Annotated in this window: 18 protein-coding genes; 9 read left to right on the top strand and 9 right to left on the bottom strand. The window is 56.8% G+C overall.

What is annotated here, in order from left to right; genetic code table 11:
• Nucleotides 1-17: 17 nt before the first annotated feature.
• The 9 genes from J2X72_RS15280 to J2X72_RS15240 form a co-directional block, all read right to left on the bottom strand.
• Nucleotides 18-752 (bottom strand): SDR family oxidoreductase, encoded by a 735-nt coding sequence (locus J2X72_RS15280; protein WP_210003230.1) that lies wholly within the window; start codon nt 750-752, stop codon nt 18-20.
• A 19-nt stretch (nt 753-771) separates the two neighbouring features.
• Entirely contained in the window at nt 772-1,227 is a 456-nt protein-coding gene (locus tag J2X72_RS15275; protein ID WP_310073229.1) for a MaoC/PaaZ C-terminal domain-containing protein, read from the bottom strand.
• Nucleotides 1,228-2,301: a Gfo/Idh/MocA family oxidoreductase gene (locus J2X72_RS15270; RefSeq protein WP_310073613.1), complete on the bottom strand. Its 1,074-nt coding sequence runs from the start codon at nt 2,299-2,301 to the stop codon at nt 1,228-1,230.
• An 11-nt stretch (nt 2,302-2,312) separates the two neighbouring features.
• Nucleotides 2,313-2,642 (bottom strand): L-rhamnose mutarotase, encoded by a 330-nt coding sequence (locus J2X72_RS15265; protein ID WP_310073612.1) that lies wholly within the window; start codon nt 2,640-2,642, stop codon nt 2,313-2,315.
• The gene (locus J2X72_RS15260) at nt 2,642-3,757 is read right to left on the bottom strand and encodes a mandelate racemase/muconate lactonizing enzyme family protein (RefSeq protein WP_210003231.1); all 1,116 of its coding nucleotides are present in this window, start codon (nt 3,755-3,757) and stop codon (nt 2,642-2,644) included. Before J2X72_RS15260 ends, J2X72_RS15265 begins: the two co-directional genes overlap by 1 nt.
• Before the next feature lie 4 nt (nt 3,758-3,761).
• Entirely contained in the window at nt 3,762-4,859 is a 1,098-nt protein-coding gene (locus J2X72_RS15255) for an ABC transporter ATP-binding protein (protein WP_210003232.1), read from the bottom strand.
• A gap of 6 nt (nt 4,860-4,865) precedes the next feature.
• Entirely contained in the window at nt 4,866-5,732 is an 867-nt protein-coding gene (locus J2X72_RS15250) for a carbohydrate ABC transporter permease (RefSeq protein WP_210003233.1), read from the bottom strand.
• A 1-nt stretch (nt 5,733) separates the two neighbouring features.
• Nucleotides 5,734-6,630: a carbohydrate ABC transporter permease gene (locus tag J2X72_RS15245; protein WP_210003234.1), complete on the bottom strand. Its 897-nt coding sequence runs from the start codon at nt 6,628-6,630 to the stop codon at nt 5,734-5,736.
• 179 nt (nt 6,631-6,809) lie between these two features.
• A complete protein-coding gene (locus J2X72_RS15240; protein WP_210003235.1) occupies nt 6,810-8,126 on the bottom strand; it encodes a sugar ABC transporter substrate-binding protein in 1,317 nt (438 codons plus the stop codon).
• Nucleotides 8,127-8,299: 173 nt separating this feature from the next.
• On the opposite strand from J2X72_RS15240, the gene J2X72_RS15235 reads away from it, so the two are divergent.
• From J2X72_RS15235 to J2X72_RS15195, 9 genes are all read left to right on the top strand, one after another.
• Nucleotides 8,300-9,103, top strand: a complete 804-nt coding sequence (locus tag J2X72_RS15235; protein WP_405044724.1) for an IclR family transcriptional regulator — start codon at nt 8,300-8,302, stop codon at nt 9,101-9,103.
• A gap of 13 nt (nt 9,104-9,116) precedes the next feature.
• Nucleotides 9,117-9,968, top strand: coding sequence for an amidohydrolase (locus J2X72_RS15230; protein ID WP_310073227.1), 852 nt, complete (start codon nt 9,117-9,119; stop codon nt 9,966-9,968).
• A 73-nt stretch (nt 9,969-10,041) separates the two neighbouring features.
• Nucleotides 10,042-10,338, top strand: coding sequence for a hypothetical protein (locus J2X72_RS15225; RefSeq protein ID WP_310073226.1), 297 nt, complete (start codon nt 10,042-10,044; stop codon nt 10,336-10,338).
• Between the two features lie 67 nt (nt 10,339-10,405).
• On the top strand, nt 10,406-12,241 hold the full coding sequence (locus J2X72_RS15220; RefSeq protein WP_310073225.1) for a monovalent cation:proton antiporter-2 (CPA2) family protein: 1,836 nt from the start codon (nt 10,406-10,408) through the stop codon (nt 12,239-12,241).
• A gap of 262 nt (nt 12,242-12,503) precedes the next feature.
• Nucleotides 12,504-13,055 carry a DUF924 family protein gene (locus J2X72_RS15215; protein WP_310073224.1) on the top strand — a complete coding sequence of 184 codons (552 nt, stop codon included), beginning with the start codon at nt 12,504-12,506 and terminating at the stop codon, nt 13,053-13,055.
• A gap of 379 nt (nt 13,056-13,434) precedes the next feature.
• Entirely contained in the window at nt 13,435-15,006 is a 1,572-nt protein-coding gene (locus J2X72_RS15210; RefSeq protein ID WP_310073223.1) for a TerC family protein, read from the top strand.
• 427 nt (nt 15,007-15,433) lie between these two features.
• Nucleotides 15,434-16,831 (top strand): hypothetical protein, encoded by a 1,398-nt coding sequence (locus J2X72_RS15205; protein WP_310073222.1) that lies wholly within the window; start codon nt 15,434-15,436, stop codon nt 16,829-16,831.
• Nucleotides 16,828-18,099, top strand: a complete 1,272-nt coding sequence (locus J2X72_RS15200) for a glycosyltransferase (protein WP_310073221.1) — start codon at nt 16,828-16,830, stop codon at nt 18,097-18,099. Before J2X72_RS15205 ends, J2X72_RS15200 begins: the two co-directional genes overlap by 4 nt.
• Before the next feature lie 9 nt (nt 18,100-18,108).
• Nucleotides 18,109-19,119: an HlyD family efflux transporter periplasmic adaptor subunit gene (locus J2X72_RS15195; protein WP_310073220.1), complete on the top strand. Its 1,011-nt coding sequence runs from the start codon at nt 18,109-18,111 to the stop codon at nt 19,117-19,119.
• Nucleotides 19,120-19,122 lie beyond the last annotated feature (3 nt).

Here is a 19,122-nt window from a genome sequence, read left to right as displayed (position 1 = left end):
TACTCCCGTGGAGACTTCTAGACAGTCCAGCCACCATCGATGTTGTAAGCTTGACCCGTGGTGTAGGTCGCGCCGGCGAGATAGACGGCAAGGTCAGCGATCTCTTCCGGCAAGCCAAGACGGCCCATCGGCTGGCGCGCAATGAACGCTGCCCGCGTCGCGTCATAATCGCCGCCGGCACGCATGCGCTGTTCCAGCGACGGGCTTTCAACCGTACCCGGGCAGATGGCGTTGCAGCGAATGCCCTGTGTAATATAGTCGGCAGCCACCGCCTTGGTGAGACCGAGGACAGCCGCTTTGGTCACGCCATAGGCAAAACGATTCGGGACACCCTTAACGCTGCTGGCGACAGACGACATATTGACGATCGCGCCATCCTTGCGCTCGATCATACCCGGCAGAACAGCCCTGATCGTTCGGATCATGGCGCGGACATTGAGGTCCAGCGCGAAGTCCAGGTCTGCATCCGGCATTTCGAGAATAGAGCCACCGTGGACGAATCCGGCGCAATTGAACAGCACGTCGATCGCACCCAGTTCGCCGATCACCTGATTGACTTCTTCCGTCTTGAGCACGTCGAGCTTGCGCGGCTTGATCCCCGCCTCTTTCGGCAGCGCATCCAGTAGTTGCTGATTGATATCCGTCGCGTGCACGATTGCACCTTCGCGGGCAAACGCAAGCACCGAGGCGCGGCCAATGCCCTGCCCTGCGGCTGTGATCAAAACCCGCTTGCCTTCAAGCTTACCAGTCATTGCAAAATCTCCAATCGCTTTATGTCGCCTTGCTCTTGCGCTCGGCTATGAGAATATGGTCGGCAGCAAGCACGACCTCGTCACGTTGATTGATCACCTCGCAACGCTCGACGACGCGTCCGCTGCCGGACCGCTTCGGGTCATCATCCTTGGCGCTGATTGTTACGCGTGTGCGGATCGTATCGCCAATGAAAACCGGCCGGACGAAGCGCAGGCGATCATAGCCATAGGAAAACGCCACCGGATTGATCAGGCTTGCGGTGAGCCCGACGCCGATTGAAAAGATCATCGTGCCATGGGCAACGCGCTGACCAAAGGGGGTGGTCTTGGCAAACTCCGCATCCATGTGATGCGGAAAGAAATCGCCCGTATGGCCGGCGTGCACCACGAAATCAGTCTCCGTAATGGTGCGTCCCATCGTGACACGCACATGCCCGAGTTCATAGTCCTCGAAATAAATGGCTTGTTCGGACATTCAGGCCTCCGACTTCTGTGCGAGCGGGGTAGCTGGCGCCGCACTCGATTGATAGGCCGCTTCGACCAGCGCCATTGTATGCCACGCATCCTCGACGGAACTGACGAGTTCCTGGTCCTCGCCGCTGGCGTAGCGCTGGAGGTTGGCCATGCGCCCGACAAATGCGTCCGGAAACCAAGCGCCTTGCAAGGGGACGTTGATCCAGCCGGATCCGCCCTTCGGATAGATCATCAATTCGTCCGGCTCACCTCGCGGATAATCGAGATTGACGCCGAGCTTTACATAGGCTGCCCCTTCGGTCCCACTGACGCGGAATTCGCAGGCTTGGAACTTGCGTCCGAATTTGTGGTCGTGATTGACCGACAGCGAGCATCGGACCTTGTCGCCGTAGTCGAGGATGGCGCTCGTTCGTGTCTGCGCTACCTTGTGGTTGGGATGGCCCAGTGTCTTGGCATGGACACCAAGCGGGTTACCAAGGATCTGCCGGATCAGGTCGATATAGTGAATCGAATGCATGGCGATCTCGACACGCGGCAAGCCGTTCAAGAACGGCCACAGAGACCATGGCGTATCCAAGGCAAGCCATGCATCGAAATCGATCACGTCACCAAGCCAGCCTTGCCGGATCGCGTCCTTGAGTGCGAGCATCATCGGAGCGAAACGCAACTGGAAATTGACCGCTGCGGTGATATTGCGCTCGCGGCAGATGCGAAGGATTTCGGAAGCTTCCGCAAGATCGCTGCCCATCGGTTTCTGAATCAACGCAAAGGAACCCTCCGGCAGGGCCTTCAGTATACCGGCATGACGTGAAGGCGGCGTGGCGAGATCAAAGATCGCGTTTTCCACTGCGGCAGCCTCATCGACTGAGCCATAGGCTGTAACGCCCCATTCATTGGCCAGCTTTTTTGCCTTCGCCTGATCCGGGTCGAACAGCCCGGCGATCGGAAACCCGCCCTTCCTGTAAGCTGGATAGTGCGCATCGCCGACAATGCTGCCCGCGCCGAAGGTCACGATCGGGCGTGGCTTCGCCGGAAGCGGCCAGCTTTGCAGCAAGGTTGCAGGGTCAAAACTCATCATGCGGTCCTTCAATCGAGATGGAACACTTCTTCCATCATCGCCCACCACTCACCTTCAGCCCGCGTTGCGAGCGGTACCTGGCAGGGCATGCACACATCCCACCATTCCTTGTTCTTCGGATTGGCAGCCATTTTTTCCATATCCGCCGCGAAATCTGTTCCGTGATATTCCCACGTGCCGAACAGGATGTTCTCAGGTTCGCGCAGGAAGATCGTATAGTTGCGGATGTTGCAGCTGGAGATCAGCTCGAGGATTTCCGGCCACACTGCTGCATGCAGACGCCTGTACTCAGAAACCTTGCCCTCGTTCAGCCCGATCATCATACCCATGCGTTGCATCATGAGACCCTTATCTCGGTGGTGAATTCGTCGACGCTTCGACCTTTGACCGCATCCCAGTCCCAATCTATACCTATGCCAGGCTCGGATGGTGCAATCGCGTAGCCATTTTCGATGTGCATCTGTGTATGGGTAAGATCATCGAGCTGCGGAATATACTCGACATATTTGCCGTTTTGCACAGCGCAGGTCAGGCTTACATGCAACTCCATCAGGAAATGCGGGCAGACTGGCATGTCGAAGGTCTCTGCCGTATGCGCCACCTTGAGCCATGGCGTAATGCCACCAATGCGGCCGACATCAACCTGCACGATGGAGCAGGCGCGTTTCTGCATGTACTCGCGGAAATGCCGGATCGAGTAGAGCGATTCACCAACGGCAATCGGCGTTTGTGTCGCCGACGAAAGCCGCACGTGGCCGTCAATGTCATCAGCCGGCAGCGGCTCTTCAAGCCATGCAAGATCGATGTCGCGCAGGACCTGAGAGCGGCGAATGGCCTCATCGAGGGAAAACCCCTGATTGGCATCGGTCATGATCTCGAAACCGGAACCAACCGCATCGCGCACCGCCGACAGCCGGTCCAGATCTTCGGAACCATGCGGGCGGCCGATCTTGACCTTGGCGCCCTTGAAGCCCTTCGCTTGCGCTTGTAGTGCGTCGTCGACCAGCGCCTGCTTCTCGATATGCAGCCAGCCGCCTTCGGTAGTATAGAGCGGGCAGCGATCCTTCGCGCCACCTGCCAGCTTCCACAGAGGCAGGCCCTGCTTCTTCGCACGCAAATCCCAGAGCGCTATGTCGACGGCGGCAAGGGCAATCGCCGTGATGGCACCGATGGTCGTCGCATGGGTAGCAAACTCAAGCTCGCGCCAGATCGCTTCGATCTGATCGGCATCCTTGCCGAGGAGACGCGGTGCCAGATGATCGGTAAGCAGGCGCATAACAGAAGAGCCGCCGGTGCCGATCGTGTAGCTGTAACCAGTCCCTACTGCCCCGTCGGTATCGGTGATCGTAACGATGGGCGTTTCCTGACTGACAAAGCTCTGGATCGCATCGGTCCGCAGCACCTTTGGCGGCAAATCCACCATGCGCAATTCAACTTTTTCGATCTTGGCCATAGCACTATCCCCGCAAAGTTTTGCCGGTCTCAGGCGAGAACAGATGGGCCTGCGACAGGTCGAAACTGAATTTTACCACTTCACCAGCTTCGATGGTGCGAGGGTTAAGCATGCGCGACACCCATTCTCGCTCTGCCATGGTGATGAAGAGCAAAGTCTCATTGCCAAGCGGCTCCGTGATCGAAACCGGCAGTTCCATTTCGTGCACGTCTGTCGCCTCGCCGGAATTGATGCCATGCCCGGTCGGGTAGATATCATCAGGGCGCAGGCCGAAAATCACTTTGTCCCCAGCCGCAACCTTGTTGCGGAACTCGGCCGGCAGCGGCAGGGTCTGCCCGCCGGCAAAAATCAACTTTCCACTATCCACAGACGCCTCGTTGAGGTTCATCGGCGGAGAGCCGATAAACCCGGCAACGAACCGCGTCGCCGGCCGCTTGAACACTTCTTCGGGGGTACCGACCTGCTCGATATGACCGTCACGCATAATGACGATACGGTCGGATAGCGTCATCGCCTCAACTTGGTCATGTGTGACATAGATCATCGTCGCCTGCACCCTCGCGTGCAATCGCTTGATCTCGGTACGCACCTGGGTGCGCAATTTTGCATCGAGGTTGGAGAGGGGTTCGTCGAACAGGAATACATCCGGCTTGCGAACGATCGCCCTGCCCATTGCCACGCGCTGGCGCTGACCGCCGGAGAGTTGCGACGGGCGGCGGTCCATATACTTGTCCAGATCGAGGATTGCCGCAGCCTCGTTGACCCGCGTATCGATCTCTGCCTGCGCGACTTTGCCGATCTTGAGCGAGAAGCCCATGTTCTCGCGCACCGTCATATGCGGATAGAGCGCGTAGGACTGAAAGACCATCGAGATGTTGCGCGCACGCGGCGGGAGGTCGTTCACCGGCTTGCCGCCAATTTCAACGACGCCGCCACTGATGTCCTCGAGCCCGGCGATCATGCGCAGTGTCGTGGATTTTCCGCAGCCGGAGGGGCCAACCAGCGCAATGAATTCGCGGTCCTTGACCTCAAGGTCGATGCCATGGACCACATCGACATTGCCATAACTCTTGACGAGCTTTTTGAGTGTTACCGGAGCCATAACAAGTTAACCTTTCACCGCGCCGAACGTCAGTCCGGATACGAGATGTTTCTGAATGATGAACGTCAAAGTGAGCGCCGGGACGATCATCACCACCGCAAGCGCACACATGCCGCGCCAATCGATGGTGAACTCCGATGTATAGTCGAGAAGGCCGACGGGCAGTGTCTTCGAGTTCACTGACCGGGTGATTTGCGATGCCAGCGCATATTCATTCCACGAAGTGAGAAAGGCGAATATACCTGCCGAAGCGATACCAGGCCCGGCTAGTGGAAACTCGACCTGCCAGAACGCCTGCCAGCGCGTGCAGCCATCGATCTGCGCAGCTTCTGCCAGATCCTTCGGCACCTGCCGGAAGAAACCATCGATCAGCCAGATCGTGAATGGGACATTCAAGGCCACATAGATAAGGATCATTGCGAAATGCGTGTCGATGATGCCGACACGAGCGAAGATCATGAACAGCGGCAGCGACAATGCGATCCCTGGCACAGCCCGTGTCAACATGAAGCCGAGGAACACACCCGATTTTCCCTTGAACTTGTAACGGGCAAAAGCATATCCGCCCGCCATGCCGATGATCAGCGCAATGATTGTCGAGGTGATCGAAATGATCAACGAATTGCGGAAATACTCCCACACCGGAATGCCGCCCTGCCCGGCGCCGCCAAACATGGCACGATAGGCGTCGAGCGAGATGTCGCGCGGTATCCACACTGGCGGCTTTGCCATGATCTCGACTGTCGGTCGCAGTGAGCTCAAGACGATCCACAGGCCCGGCAAGCAGATGATCAGCATCGCCAGGAACAGGCCGATAAAATGCGCGACTTTGAGCCAGCGGCGTTTCAGACGATGAGAACTGTTCTTGTCCATCTTACCACTCCGCTCCGATTTGCTGGCGTGCGGCCGCGAGTTTTCGGAAGAAATATACGGTGAACAGGATCGAGAGCAGGATGGAAATATAGGCCATTGCATTGGCAAGACCCATGCGCGCATCGCTATAGGCCGTGCGTCCCACCAGCGTCCACAGGAGTTCCGTCCGCTTCGCCGGACCGCCATCTGTCATGATCTTCACGATGTCATAGGCGCGCGCCACGTCCAGCGAGCGGATCGTCATGGCGATAAAGGCAAAAGGCATCAGGTAGGGCCAGGTCACGTAGCGGAATGTCTGCCAGGGCGTGCAGCCGTCGACCCGCGCCGCCTCGACCGGCTCCTGCGGCATTGCGAGAAGTCCGGCGAGGATCAGGATGGCGAAGACGGAAGTCGAAGACCACACCTCGGCAATGATGATTGAAAACAGCGCCAGATTGCCGTCGATCAGCCAGGGGATGGCGTTCGTGGTCAGCCCCAGCGACTGCAGCGCATTGTTGACGAAACCGATATTGTCGTTGAACAGGAATTTGAACTGGAAGCCGACAAGCACCGGCGAAAACATCATCGGAAACATCATCAATGTGCGCAGGACGCGTTGGCCATGCGTCGCCTTGTTGACCAGCATGGCAAGGCCAAGGCCGAGGAACATCTCGGCATTGAGTGCGATGGTGAGGAGCAGGACCGTACGGCCGAATGCCGCCCAGAACTCGTAGTTGGTCAGGACGCTGACGTAGTTGCGAACGCCTATGAATACCCAGATCGATTCCGGCTTTGTCAGCCTGAATGGCGTGAAGCTCGAATAGAGCGAGAACAGCAATGGCAGCACGATAACGGCGGCAAGGACAATAATGGCAGGCAGCAGCAGAAGCGTTGGCGCCGAAAGTTTGGGAAATTTCATCTGAAATATTGGCCTTCTGGGACTCTGCATTTCCACTTTGGCCCTGCCCGTTGGGGAGGGGTGGCTGCAAAGCAGCCGGAGGGTCTTACCCATTTCTCACGTTATGCTGATCAAAAAGGGCCACAGGGACCTGCGGTGCGGTCCCTCCCCACAAGAGAGAGGGACCGCACCGCTTGCCTTTAAAGCTTGCCGGCATCCTGAAGGATTTCCGTTGCCTTTTTGGCCGCTGTGTCGAGTGCTTCCTTGGATGTCTTGTCACCAAGGATGGCCGATTGCAGTTCCGGATAGACGGCGTTGGAAATCTCGATCCATTCCGCCAACGGCGGAACCGGGAATGCGTTCTTGGCTTCTTCCTGGAAGGCGTTGAGCACCTCGGTCTTGTAAGGGTCGCCCTTGGCCTGCTCGATGTCCCATGCCCAGACCGCCGTGCGTGTCGGCAAAGGACCGGCCTTCGCTTCGAGCTTCTGGCTGTCCTCGTTGGTCAGCCACCAGACGAGCGAGGCCGCAGCGTCCTTATGAGCACAGGCCTCCGTCACCGAGAAACCATGATGACCCGACCAGCCGGTACGCTTGCCGGAGGAACCCGCAGGCGCCACCTTCACGCCGACATTGCCGGCAACCTTCGATGACTTTGGATCGTTGAAGAAACTGGCCCAGCCTGGCCAATCAAGATTGATAGCAATCGAGCCCGATGCAAAACCCTGGCCGAGATCGTCCCAAAGGTAGTTGGTCGTGCCTGCCGGAACAGCTTTCGCTTTATAGAGATTGACGAACCAGTCGAGCGCCTTGACACCGGCCTCGGAGTTGAAGGCCGGCTTGCCGTCCTTGTCGATATACTCACCGCCGTCGGCAATCAGCATTTCATAGAATCGGCCGTTGATCGCCTCTTCCTTGCCGGCGAACTGCGTGCCGTAGAAATCCGGCGCCTTCGTAAAGAAGATGGCCTGATCGCTGACCTGCTGCCATGTGTCAGGCGGTGTCAGATCGTAACCGTACTTTTCCTTGAAGGCCTTCTTGTTGGCCTCATCGGCGTAAATACTCTTCTGATAATACAGCGCGGAAACGTCGAACTGTGCGCGCGGCAGCATGACCAGTTTACCGTCCAGCGTCGACGACTTGATGTTCGTCGGAACGAAGGCAGCGATTTCTTCCGCAGGAAGCAGCTTGTTCAGGTCGGTATAAATATCGGGATATTGCGGAGCGAAGGACGAGTGGTTTGAGCCAACGCACCAGTTGAGGCTGCCTGAGGCAATATCCGACTTGATCTCCTTGTCGAGCTCGAAATGGTTCTTCTTCGACAGGATGTTAACCTTGGCGCCGGTCAGCTTTTCCCACTCGCCGATACGCTCGTAAAGCGGCTCATATTGCTGTCCGCCGATAAGCTTGGCGTCGATCGTTACGCCGTCGAACTTTCCCGGCAGATCTGCGCCAAGTGCAGCCTGCGCGCTGAAAATCGCGACAACGCCAGCCGAAACACTGGCCAACAGATTTTTCATGGTTTCCTCCCGTAATCGAGTGGCCGCTCCCCGGCTCCCGCAATTTGGCAACACCCACATATGAGCGTTTCATTCATATACAAACATTTATGCGCTTGACCGTCAAGCATCGAAACTGCTTTCCTACGAATATCGTCTTCGTATATGAGTAGGGAGCGAGGGGAGACTGGGTCATGATAGAGGACGACGACAGCGATCGTTATCGCGCGCCTGCGCTTGATAAGGGCCTGGACATACTTGAGCTTCTTTCCGGTATCGATGGTGGGCTCACGCAAGCGGAAATCGCCAAATTCCTCGGCCGCAGCCCCAATGAATTCTACCGCATGCTCGATCGCCTCGTGCGCCGCGGTTATGTGACCCGGCTTGAGGGTGATCGCTATTCGTTGACGTTGAAGCTGTTCGGACTTGCCCAGTTGCACGCGCCGGTCCGCCGCCTCGCTTCCTATGCGACACCCCTGATGCGCGAACTCGCGGTGATGTCCAAACAAGCCAATCAGCTCAGCGTTTTCGACCGCGGCGCAGCCGTTGTCGTCGCCCAGCAGGAGGCGCCGGACTATTGGGGCATTTCGATTCGGGTTGGTTCCCATATCAGCCTGTTCAACACAGGTTCCGGTCATGTGCTTCTGGCATTTCGCTCCAATGAAGAGCGCGCCTTGATGATCGCCGAGTACGAGCAGCATGCGGACGATATCGCCCAGCCGCCCGATTTCCGCGAGCGGCTCAACCAGATCCGCGAGCGCGGCTACGAGATCATGCCGAGCGCGCAGACGGCAGGGGTCTTCAACGTTTCAGCACCTGTGCTCGGCCCGGATGGAAGGGCGATTGCCGCGTTGACCTGTCCCTATATTCAGTTGCTGAATATCCCGGATGCACCGGACGTCGATGATGCCTGCAAAATGCTCGTAGCCACGGCCCATAAACTTTCGGAGCTTGCCGGGGCGGACGTCGTCCATTCGAGCGTATCGCGACAGGCGTAGTGGAGGAAAACCCATGACTGCCATGCCATTGATCGACACCCATCTGCACCTCATCGACCAATCGGTGCTGTCTTACCCCTGGTTGTCGGGCACCGAGGCGCTGAATCGCAATTTCCTCTATGAGAAATACGCTCTGCAGGCTCATCGCGTCGGCATCACCCATGCGTTGCACATGGAGGTCGATGTCGCTCCGGCAGACATACAGGCGGAGACGGATTATATTGCATCTCTCGCGAAGCGGAGCGGCAACCTGATTGCCGGTGCCATCTCTTCCTGCCGCCCGGAGGAACATGGCTTCAGGGTGTTCCTGGAGCGCCAACAGATAAATCCCTTGGTAAAGGGCTTCCGCCGCGTGCTGCATGTCATGTCCGACAACCTTTCGGAAGATCCACTTTTCCGCGAAAATATTCAAAAGCTCGGAGGCACGGGGCTTACCTTCGATCTGTGTGTCCTGCCGAGGCAAATCGACAAGGCGGTCGCCCTCGTCGATCTTGCTCCGGACGTGCAGTTCATCCTCGACCATTGCGGCGTCCCGGATATCAAAGCCGGGGCTCTCGACGAATGGCGCGGCAAGATCAGCGACATTGCGAAACGTCCGAATGTCACCGCCAAGATTTCGGGGGTAGTGGCTTATGCGGACGCTGAGACCTGGCGCGTCGAAACGCTGGCGCCCTACGTCAATCACGTCATAGAAAATTTCGGTTGGGATAGGCTCGTATGGGGCAGCGACTGGCCCGTTTGTACCCTAGGTGGAGGCCTCGCCACATGGGCCGCAGCAACCCATGCTCTGCTTTCAGGCTGCAGCAAGGAGGAAAAGACCAAGCTGTTTTCGGGAAATGCCCGCCGGATCTGGAATTTGAACTAGAGCAAATTTTGTCTATTCAAAGCCGTTCTGCCGGAGGGAATTTGGTTTAAGGTCAAGGGATTTGGCGAGGCCGATGCCTTTCCATGGACGAAGCCGAAGCCCGAAGGATTTGGAGCAAATTCGCCCGGCCCACTGGTCGAACCGCATTTCGTTCAAAATGCGGATAATTCGACCAGCGGGTTTGAAAGCTGGTTGGTTTGCAAAGCAAACCAACGGCCGGGTTTCCGGCTGGCGGACAACCACTTTGTCAGGCGGCGTCGGACGATGGAAACACGTCAACCTCGCCACCTTCCGCGTGGATTGTCTCGCCATCCGCGAAACAGAACTGGCTTTGAATAAACAAAACTTGCTCTGTATCCCGTCTGAATAAGCTTGCCTGTCGTATCCTCGCGCTTTACCTGTGAAATCCACGATCAAGCTTGAGATGCGGAGAACCAATGGCAGCGGAAATAGGCGGACCTGACCTGCTAAGTGTAGTTGTGCTGCTTGGGGCGGGCGTCATCGCTGTGCCGCTGTTCAAGCGGCTCGGGCTTGGTTCGGTTCTCGGCTACCTTGCCGCCGGTCTGGTTATAGGCCCGTTTGGCCTCAAGTTCTTCTCCGACCCGCAGACGATTCTGCATGTCGCGGAACTCGGCGTCGTCATGTTCCTCTTCCTGATCGGCCTCGAAATGCAGCCGTCCCGTTTATGGGGACTGCGCAAGAGCATTTTCGGCCTCGGCGCGCTCCAGGTCGGCGTTTGCGCATTGCTCCTGACCGGCCTCGGCATCGCGACAGGGTTTCCGGTTGCGCAGTCGTTCGTAGCGGGGGCCGGTTTCGTCCTGACCTCAACGGCAATCGTCATGCAATTGCTGGAAGAGCGCGGAGAAATCGCCACACCGCAGGGCCAGCGCATGGTTTCGATCCTGCTGTTTGAAGACCTCACCATCGTTCCGCTTCTGGCATTGGTCGCGTTCCTCGCGCCAATGAGCGGCGCAACGGCTGGAGGATTGCACTGGATCAACATTGGCATAGGCATCGGCGCTATTGCCGGCCTCATTCTCGCCGGCAAATACCTGCTCAATCCGTTGTTCGGATTCCTCGCGCAGTCGCGTGCCCGTGAAGTCATGACTGCAGCTGCTCTGCTGGTCGTTCTTGGCGCTGCCCTGATTATGCAGGTCAGCGGTCTTTCCATGGCCATGGGCGCATTTCTCGCTGGTGTACTTCTGTCCGAATCGACCTTCCGGCATCAGCTCGAAGCAGACATCGAACCGTTCCGTGGCATTCTGCTGGGATTGTTCTTTCTGGCCGTGGGCATGTCGCTTGATCTGAGCGTCGTTGCAGCCAACTGGAAGATGGTGCTGTTTTACGTTGTCGCGTTCAAGCTGGTTAAGGGCACCGGGATATATATCGTCGCCCGGCTGCTCAGCTCGTCCAATCGTGAAGCGCTGGAGCGCGCGGTCATCATGGCCCAGGGCGGTGAATTTGCCTTCGTGCTCTACGCCGCTGCCACGGCAGTCGGCATTCTCGACGGGGAAGCCAATGCCATTTTGACCGCGATCATCATCTTCTCGATGGTGCTGACACCGCTTCTCCTTGTTGCCTTGCGATATCTCATGCCCGAGGAAAAACAGGACCTTCAGGAGGTCGACATTGCGGAGGGCCTGACGGGGAATGCCCTCATCATCGGTTTTGGCCGGTTCGGACAGATTTCCTGTCAACCTCTCCTGATACGGGGCGTCGACATCTCCATCATCGACAATGACGTGGAGATGATCCAGGCTGCATCACAGTTCGGATTCAAGGTCTATTATGGTGACGGCACACGCCTCGATATTCTCCACGCGGCTGGCGCAGGCCGTGCTCAGGCCGTGCTGATCTGTGTGGACAAAGCCGAAACAATCCTCACAATCGCCAACCTGATCAAGGCGGAATTTCCGATGGTCCAGATCTATGCGCGGGCTTATGATCGCGGCAATACGATCGAACTCATCAAACTCGGCGTTGATTTCCAGATGCGCGAAACGTTCGAATCCGCATTGATCTTCGGCGAAAATACCTTGATCGGCCTCGGTGTAGACCGGCAGGAGGCCGCCGATATTACGGCAGATGTACGCCGGCGCGACGCCGAGCGTCTTGACCTGCAGCTTGCCGGCGGCATTCGCGCCGGCGCCGATCTAATGAGGGGCAACGCGCCGGTTCCTGGCCCGCTTATCAAGCCGCGGCAGACCGGCCGCGCGCTCAGCGAGGAAACTGCAAGTGTGCTGCCCACCGCCCAAAATGCCGACGCCAACTAGGTCGTGAACTCATAATCTGATGGAAATGCTATGAGGCCATCTTTTCAGATACAAGGAGCAAGGGCGATGGAAATGTTTATCCATTTTCAAGTCCCTTGCGACGCTGTTGCCGGGAAGATGGACCATATCCTCCGGACGCTGATCCGACGGCAAGCTGCAGTGTGGAACCGCTCGGCCGGGGGGAAGGCCCCGCCCTTCGCGCCGTTTCAGGCGCCACTTCTACCAGATTGATGAGTTTACGACCTAAGACGGGGAAACAGTCATGCCTGAGATCGAACAAACGACCATCACCGGCATCGTCAATTTCTGGCGTGAGGCGGGCGAAGACAAGTGGTACGTCAAAGACGAGGAATTCGACGAGATTTGCCGCCAGCGCTTTCTTGAAGATCATTTTGCCGCCGCGCGCCGCGAATATGAGGGCTGGGTCGCAACGCCCGCAGGTGCGCTGGCACTCATGATTCTGCTCGACCAATTCCCACGCAATTTCTTCCGCAGCACCGGGCATATGTATGCGACCGACACCCTCGCCCGCCTTTATGCAGGCCGCGCGTTGGAAAAGGGGCACGACCTGTCATTCGAGCCGAAACTGCGCGCCTTCTTCTATCTGCCGTATATGCATTCGGAAAATGTTGACGACCAGCGCCGTTGTGTGGAGCTCTGCCGTGAAGGCGCACCTGACAATCTTGAATATGCCGACCATCACTACGACATCATCCGCCGCTTCGGCCGCTTCCCGCACCGCAATGCCATCCTTGGCCGCGGTACGACCGAGGAAGAGCAGGCCTTCCTGGATGGCGGCGGATTTTCGGGATAGAGACGGCACGAACCGCCGCCGCCGTCCTCTTGCTTTCGGCTCAGAGGACGAAGAAGTCGGCGGTCGGGTTTCCGTCCACCGCTAACGGCAAATTCTCATCTGCCTCTTGAATGGCAGCCTCCAGACTGTCATTATATACGCATCTGGCACCTTTCAATTTTCACAACGACAGCCAGTCAAACAGGGACTGACCGCGCATCGATGCCGGACGATCAATCTGAAGAGCCTCCAAGTCCGGACTTGCGAAGCATGCTGACCCTGCATGCGCAGTGTCAGCAAAACGTTCCTGTGATTTCCCCATCCCGCCATTTTGCCTGCGCCGCAGCGTCATTCGCTGACGCCGCTGCACGCTGAATCTATTTAAGGACCCGACAGCCCGATGGACTGGACACTGGAATGGATTGCCGACCCCAATGCCTGGATTGGTCTTGCCACGCTTGTCGTGCTGGAGATCGTGCTCGGCATTGACAATCTCGTCTTCATAGCGATCCTTGCCGATAAACTGCCACCTCATCAACGCAACCGTGCGCGGCTTGTCGGCCTGTCGCTGGCTCTGGTCATGCGGCTTTTGCTGCTTGCTTCCATTTCATGGGTTGTCCAGCTGACCACGCCGCTGTTCAGTGTCGCTGGGCTGGGTTTTGCCGGACGCGATATCATCCTTATCCTTGGCGGCGTCTTCCTGCTGTTCAAGGGCACGATGGAGCTGCACGAACGGCTGGAAGGCCATATGTCGGCCAAGGAAAGCAATGTGGCCCACGCGGTGTTCTGGCAGGTCATTGCCCAGATCGTTGTGCTCGATGCCGTCTTCTCGCTCGACAGTGTCATCACAGCGGTGGGTATGGTGAAATATCTCGAGGTCATGATGATCGCCGTGGTCATCGCCGTTGGCGTCATGATGCTGGCATCGAAACCGTTGATGACGTTCGTCAACAAGCATCCGACTGTGGTCATTCTCTGCCTCGGATTCCTGATGATGATCGGCTTCAGCCTGATCGTCGAAGGCTTCGGTTTCCATATCCCCAAGGGCTATCTCTACGCCGCCATCGGCTTCTCTGTGCTTATCGAAGCCGCCAACCAGCTCGGACGCCATAACCGCGAAAAGCGCATCACGACCATGGATCTTCGCGATCGCACCGCGGGCGCGGTCCTGCGGCTGCTCGGCGGCGGTCGCAGCGATGCCCCACACTCTGATACGTTGGATGTTATTGCAGAACAAAGTGCAGCGGGTGATGTCTTTCACCCGGAAGAAAAGGAGATGATCCGCGGCGTGCTCGATCTCGTTGAGCGCCCGGTCCGTTCGATCATGTCGCCGCGCAATGAAGTGGAATGGCTCGATCTCGACGAGACCAACGACGAGCTGCTCGCCGAAATCCGCACCCTCGCCCATAGCCGCGTTGTGCTTGCCCGCGGCCGCGTCGATGAATTCGTCGGCGTTGCGCTTACCAAGGATCTGCTGTTCGCCATTCTCGATGGCGGCAAGATCGATTGGGAAAAGGTCACCCGCCAGCCGCTTATCTTCCATGAAAACGCCAATGTGCTTCGCGTCATGGAACAGTTGCGGGGTTCATCGGTGCAGATGGGCGTGATTCTCGATGAGCACGGCTCGTTCGAAGGGGTGGTCACACCAACAGATATCCTTGAAGCCATCGCCGGTGACTTCCCTGAAGAAGGCGAGGAAAGCCCGATCCTTGAACGTTCGGAAGACGGCAGCATGGTGGTCGACGCCTATATCGACATTCGCCGTCTTGGCGGGCTGATCGATCGTGATCTGGTCGATGAGGGTGACCGCTATACGACGCTCGCCGGCTATATTTTATGGAACCTCGGTCATATACCAGCCGAAGGCGAAAGGCTCACCGTCGACAATCTCGAATACGAGATTGTCGAGATGGATGGCCGCAATATCGGCAAGGTACGAATTTCCCCGGCCCAGACGGCGGCGTTTATCTAAGGCATCGGTTTTTCCACCGCTGGTAGCATCAATGTGGGTCGCCAGTGCTATGCTTCTGGTGATCAACCGGCCACTGATAAGCCTTTGGCGGAAGCTGCTCCAATTCCCTATCGGCTGATGTTCCCGGCTATCCTGCTGTCCCGTTGGGTCGGCGTTCTGGTGTCAGCAATCGTGGTTTCGATGTGGCTCTGCTCATCATAGTCGGCGTGTTGGGCTACGTGCTAAAATCTGCCAGATATCTAGTCAGATAATCGTCTACGCCTTAAGTACTACGACCGATCCACAAATATATTAACCCACCCACAAGTTGCTTGACACCGCTTTTTGCGCAGCGTTTATCCTGTTCTAAAACAAACCGAGAATAAACGCTTTTCGTAACTTAGATTTGTACTTGTCTCCGGCTCACCAGAGTCCGAAAAGGTGTATCGTGTCAAACAGCAATGTATCCCTGCTAGAGAATACTGCTCCGATTGATAACCGGACATTCACAGATCGCCATCCCGTAGTCGAGCAATGTCAATCAGTATGGCGTCAGTTTAACTTGCGCACCCCTCACGTAGCATTCTATCCCGATACGATCATCCCCCACTCCCGTTACCTTCGCGAAGTGTTCTCGGTCGTCGATAGTGATGACATCGATGCGGTTTTACTGACCAATGAAAGGCAATCATTCGGGTTGGAAAAGTTCCGCAGCGCAAGAGACCTGTTTCTCGTGCCGGTTGTGAACGTTTCGGGGAAGCCGAGCGTGGCCGCCGATGTCGATTTTAGCCTGAAGAATCCCAAATCATGGGTGGAAACCGCGAGTTGCATCAGAAAATTCCGGGAGCGCCGAGGCCGGTTGTCGAGCAGATTTCTATCTCCTACGTCTCCAGCCGTGCGAATGATGGCTTATTTGTTCGTTTCCGGGGAAGACCTCACCCCGATCAGGCAGCCGAATTCCCCTTATTATTTCGGATATAAAGGTTTTCCAAATACAGCATCCGCGACAATGGTTGCCGAAGCCCTGGCCAATAAGGGCTGGCTCGAGCGCAGTTTTTTCGACAGGTACCATAAATGTGCCGGATGCCAGTCTCACCGATTGACGGTCAGAGAAGAATGTCCGGCATGCCGGTCGCCGCAGCTATCAGAAGTAGACCTGATCCATCACTACAGCTGTGCGCAATTGAGTCCCGAGGCGGACTTTCGTCGCGGAACGGCGCTCATCTGCCCCAAGTGTAGCAAGCAGCTGCGCCATTACGGTAAGGACTATGACAAGCCGGGACGCATCCAGGTGTGTGCCCAGTGCAAAAATACGACGTCTGAGCCCACCATTGGCTTTCTTTGCCAGGACTGCGGAATGCATGTCGGCGGAGACACAGCCAGCACATCGGACGTGTTCTCCTATTCGCTGTCTCATCAGGCGAATACTCTGCTCGCGGACGACGTTACGAGCGTAGATCGTTTTCCGATCGCTCAACTTCGTTATCTTCCGGAAGAGCTCCAAAAGAAGATTACCCGGCTTTCTTCCTCTGCCGGGGCGGCATCTGATTTCCTCCTGATTGAGTTGCAGTATGGCGGCCGCGAACAAGTGCTTAAAACTCGAGGTGAGGCCGACTTCATTTCAATGCGGAAACTGCTTGCAGACAATCTTCAGGGCATTCTGGGAGATGTCGCATCCCTACATTCGTCTCCTGAGCGGGAGTACATTCTTTTTCTCGGGCGCGACGAAGCCGGTTTTACGGCCTACTTGCAGGAGGCTCTTCACCGTTCCGAATCTGTTCTATCCGATAAACTATACCCCACTTTGCTGGTTCTGTGGGGCACACGCGTAAAAGCGCTGTCGTGAACGACCTCGATTTCGGCCTGTCGTTTCTTCTGGCACAAACGGGCTCGAGTTTAGTTACGGTCTTTTGGTACACGCTGATATTCGATGTTCCGAGATACCTCGTGCCGTTTGTGATAGCCGCGACGAGCTTGCGGCACATGGACAAGGACAACGCTGCTCGTTGCCGTAACCGATCTCCAAGCGTGAGCGTCGTTCTTATTGGCCATAACGAGGCCGATTCCATTGGCGCATGCGTTAATTCCCTGATGGAACAGTCTTTTTTGGATTTTGAAATCGTCATAGTCAGTGACGGCTCAACGGACGGAATGAACAAAGTCGCCAGAGAAATGGTCCGGAAGGGGCTGGGATCCTGTATCCTTTCTACGGGGGTTCGGGGCGGCAAAGCGAGCGGGACCAATCTGGCTTGCGAAATCGCACGCGGTGACATCATCATAAATATTGACTGCGATTGTTCGTTCGACCGATTTGCCATTGAACGTCTCTTGGAACCCTTTGCCGACAGCCGCGTCGGAGCAGCTTGCGGGGATATCGCGCCACGCAACGCCGATGTGAGCCTTGTTTCACAGTTTCAGGAGATCGAATATCTGGAGTCTATTTCCGTCGGTAAGCGGTTCAGCGCAGCGATTGGCCAAATAACATGTGCATCCGGTGCGTTCAGCGCTTTTCGCCGGACCGCTCTCGACGAGGTAGGCGGGCTTGACGTCGGGGGTGGAGAAGACCTCGATGTGACGCTGCGGCTGCGCCGGGCGGGCTGGCACATCGGATATGTTCCGAATGCCGTGTGCTACACGGATGTACCAACGACCTTTTACGCCTACATCAGGCAGCGGCTGCGTTGGGAGCGTGACGCCGTTTGGATCCGCTTCCGCAAGCACCGCCGGCTTCTCAATCCATTCGACCGCAACTTCAGATTTGCGGAAGCGTTTCATCAGTGGGATTTTCTGGCGTTCAGTGTTGCCGGCGCCGTCATCTTCCCAATCTACATATCGTGGCTCGCAATCAACTTCGGCGCGCTTGCCATTCCAGTTCTGATAGCAATGCAAATCGCGCTACTGGTTCTGGATGTCCTTATGCTTGCCCTGGCCTGCTGGACAACAGGCCGCGCCAGTTTCTGGCGTAATCTGTTATTCGTTCCTGGCTACTCCATCTTCATGTCGTACGGGATGCGGTTGGTACGCTTGCTGGCCTATATCGATGAATGGGTTTTTCGCGGCTCGCATCGCGACAACTATACGCCGGAAAAAGTGCGTCACGAGCGTGCGTGGTGAGGTGAACCAATGAAGTATATCCGCAAACGCCCTCGCATAGATAATCTCGACCGGCAACAGAGAAAAGCGTCAGGCCGTCTGAGCAGATCGATATACCTCTTGATACTCGGAGCGCTGGTCGTTTCGCTTGCGAACTATCTTGTCGGAGGAATGTTCATCCTGTCAGCCGACGGCATTGTACTGGCGCAGCGGTACATCGTATCTGCCGGCTATCCGGCAACCGTGGACAAGGTACTGGTCAGCGAGGGCGATAGCGTCACCCAAGGGACGCCGCTCCTCGAGCTCACATCGTTCGACATGGTGAAGGAGATCGCAGAACTCTCGGTACGGACAAGTGAACTCGCGGTACGAGAAGGAGAATTGCAGGGAAAGGTAGCGACGAATACGGCACTATTGCCTCTGGCAGAGCGTTCAGCAAATGAAAGCAACGATGCTATTTTGCGTCTCGATCGGGTTTCGACGCGAGGCCTTGTTCTTGCAAACCGAAGAGATGAGGCGTTGACGGCCAACTACCAGGCCGCGGAGCGCTATGCTCAATTGCGGGCCGAGTCACAAGTCACCGCTAACGAACTCAGGGTTGTAGAAGCGTCGCGACAGGTTGCAGCTGACGCGGTTCACAAAATGAAAGCAATTTATGGAGAGGGTAAGGTAACTGCGGCGGTCACAGGCATTGTGGGTTCAAAAATTCCTGTTCCAGGTCAAGTTGTACGTCTGGGCGATGAAATGCTGCAAATAAACGGGGGGAAGGCCTATCTGTTTGCATATTTGCCGGATGGGTATCTTTTTCCTGTCACCCAAGGCATGAAGGTTCAGGTGAGCGGCGGTAGCGAGCACACGACGGGAACAGTTGAAAAGGTGTTGCCGATCGCCGACGCTCTACCTGCGGAGTTCCAGAATTTGCTGCGGCCACGCGATCGATCTCGTCTGATCCGAATTGCGCTGCCGGACGACCATCCCTTTGCCGTAAGCCAGAAGGTCGTCATCAGAGGATGCGTGTTCGGTTGGTGTTGGGTTCGATAGCAC

It is taken from the genome of Phyllobacterium sp. 1468 (genome assembly GCF_031455525.1).
Taxonomy (GTDB): Bacteria; Pseudomonadota; Alphaproteobacteria; order Rhizobiales; family Rhizobiaceae; genus Phyllobacterium.
Note: the sequence above shows the minus strand (reverse complement) of the source record. Positions and strands in the feature narration are given on the sequence as shown.

Excerpts from the sequence above, each read along its gene's own strand:
- J2X72_RS15280 (WP_210003230.1), bottom strand. The coding sequence starts at position 752 with ATGACTGGTAAGCTTGAAGGCAAGCGGGTTTTGATCACAGCCGCAGGG.
- J2X72_RS15275 (WP_310073229.1), bottom strand. The coding sequence starts at position 1,227 with ATGTCCGAACAAGCCATTTATTTCGAGGACTATGAACTCGGGCATGTG.
- J2X72_RS15270 (WP_310073613.1), bottom strand. The coding sequence starts at position 2,301 with ATGAGTTTTGACCCTGCAACCTTGCTGCAAAGCTGGCCGCTTCCGGCG.
- J2X72_RS15265 (WP_310073612.1), bottom strand. The coding sequence starts at position 2,642 with ATGCAACGCATGGGTATGATGATCGGGCTGAACGAGGGCAAGGTTTCT.
- J2X72_RS15260 (WP_210003231.1), bottom strand. The coding sequence starts at position 3,757 with ATGGCCAAGATCGAAAAAGTTGAATTGCGCATGGTGGATTTGCCGCCA.
- J2X72_RS15255 (WP_210003232.1), bottom strand. The coding sequence starts at position 4,859 with ATGGCTCCGGTAACACTCAAAAAGCTCGTCAAGAGTTATGGCAATGTC.
- J2X72_RS15250 (WP_210003233.1), bottom strand. The coding sequence starts at position 5,732 with ATGGACAAGAACAGTTCTCATCGTCTGAAACGCCGCTGGCTCAAAGTC.
- J2X72_RS15245 (WP_210003234.1), bottom strand. The coding sequence starts at position 6,630 with ATGAAATTTCCCAAACTTTCGGCGCCAACGCTTCTGCTGCTGCCTGCC.
- J2X72_RS15240 (WP_210003235.1), bottom strand. The coding sequence starts at position 8,126 with ATGAAAAATCTGTTGGCCAGTGTTTCGGCTGGCGTTGTCGCGATTTTC.
- J2X72_RS15235 (WP_405044724.1), top strand. The coding sequence starts at position 8,300 with ATGATAGAGGACGACGACAGCGATCGTTATCGCGCGCCTGCGCTTGAT.
- J2X72_RS15230 (WP_310073227.1), top strand. The coding sequence starts at position 9,117 with ATGACTGCCATGCCATTGATCGACACCCATCTGCACCTCATCGACCAA.
- J2X72_RS15225 (WP_310073226.1), top strand. The coding sequence starts at position 10,042 with ATGCCTTTCCATGGACGAAGCCGAAGCCCGAAGGATTTGGAGCAAATT.
- J2X72_RS15220 (WP_310073225.1), top strand. The coding sequence starts at position 10,406 with ATGGCAGCGGAAATAGGCGGACCTGACCTGCTAAGTGTAGTTGTGCTG.
- J2X72_RS15215 (WP_310073224.1), top strand. The coding sequence starts at position 12,504 with ATGCCTGAGATCGAACAAACGACCATCACCGGCATCGTCAATTTCTGG.
- J2X72_RS15210 (WP_310073223.1), top strand. The coding sequence starts at position 13,435 with ATGGACTGGACACTGGAATGGATTGCCGACCCCAATGCCTGGATTGGT.
- J2X72_RS15195 (WP_310073220.1), top strand. The coding sequence starts at position 18,109 with ATGAAGTATATCCGCAAACGCCCTCGCATAGATAATCTCGACCGGCAA.